At 46.3% G+C, this 1596-nt stretch carries 1 protein-coding gene; it reads left to right on the top strand.

The window, feature by feature from the left end:
* Positions 1-1596: NHL repeat-containing protein (locus DEU42_RS17310; protein ID WP_199509112.1), on the top strand; the 1596-nt coding region annotated here is incomplete at both ends.

Raw genomic sequence — 1596 nt, 5'->3', positions numbered from 1 at the left:
TAGGATAACACCGATGGGTTACAGTATTACCCCGTCACTTCCTTCTGGTTTAACATTTAGTGGTGTTACGGGCCAGGTGTCAGGTACACCTACGGTATTAAGCTATCCTGCAGATTATACGGTTACGGCAACCAATAACGGAGGCAGTACTACAGCTACGTTTAATTTATCAGTAACTTCGACAGCTAGTGTAATTACAGGCCTTGTCTCATCGGTTACATCTACCGGTGCTGCAGTTGCAGGCAATGTTACTTCAGACGGAGGTATTACTTCAACCGAACGCGGTATCTGTTATGGTACGGCTATAAATCCGGATATTACTGGGACTAAGGTAACCGATATGGGTACGGGTTTAGGTACATTCAGTGGTGCACTTAGCAGCCTTAGCCCCTCTACTACATATTACGCCAGGGCGTATACCACCAACAGCAGGGGTACTACCTATGGTGAAAACATTATTTTTACCACAATAGCATCAGCTCCTACAGCACTGAGCTATAGTGGCCCTAATGATTATTTGCTTAATTCAGCCATTACAGTGCTGGCCCCTACGGTAACGGGCACTCCGGGCTTTGGGCTTGCCTTAACATCCTCAAATGCATCGGTAAGTACCTTTGCGGGTACTGGAAGTTCGGGTACAGCAGATGGTAGCGGTACGTCGGCCAGTTTTAATGGAATAAATAAAATAGTATTTGATAGTGCTAACAATGCCTATGTTGCCGATGGTAGTAGCCATAAGATCCGTAAGATCACGCCAGATGGTATTGTTAGTACTTTCGCGGGTACTGGAAGTGCGGGTTCTGACAATGGCCCACGCACAAATGCCACTTTCAATGGTCCTGAGGGATTAGCCATTGATGCTTCAGGCAATCTTTATGTTGCAGATTATAGCAATAACAGGATCCGTAAGATCACTCCTTCAGGTGTAGTTAGTACCTTTGCGGGCAGTGGCACTGCTGGTGCTACAAATGGCACTGGTACGGCAGCGACTTTTCAGGATCCGAGGGGTATCACTATTGACCCTTCCGGTAATTTATATATTGCGGAGTATTCCAATAACAGGATCCGTAAGATCACCCCTTCGGGTGTTGTAACGACCTTAGCGGGTAGCGGTTCGCAAAGTTCAACCGATGGCACGGGTACGTCAGCGGCTTTCTATAATCCATATGATATCGCCTATGATGCTGCTACCAACAGCCTTTATGTTACAGAATTTAGTAGCCGTAGAATAAGGAAGGTAACGCTGGATGGGGTTGTAACGACCCTGGCCGGAAACGGTGCAGGGTACGCTGATGGTACAGGCACTGCTGCACTGTTTAATAACCCTACTTGTATTGCATCTGATTCCAAAGGTAACCTTTATGTATCTGATAACGGTAACTTCAGGTTAAGAAGGGTAATTGCTTCTACAGGTGCTGTAAGTACCGTAGCCGGTGACGGTACTTCTAACTATGCCGATGGTATAGGTACAGCTGCAAAATTTAAAGCACTCAGAGGTGTTGGTATGAACAGTATCGGAGAGCTTTATGTTGCAGAGGATTACCGTATCCGTAGGATAACACCGATGGGTTACAGTATTACCCCGTCACTTCCTTC

The organism is Flavobacterium sp. AG291 (assembly GCF_003350375.1).
Taxonomy (GTDB): Bacteria; Bacteroidota; Bacteroidia; order Flavobacteriales; family Flavobacteriaceae; genus Flavobacterium; species Flavobacterium suzhouense.
Note: the sequence above shows the minus strand (reverse complement) of the source record. Positions and strands in the feature narration are given on the sequence as shown.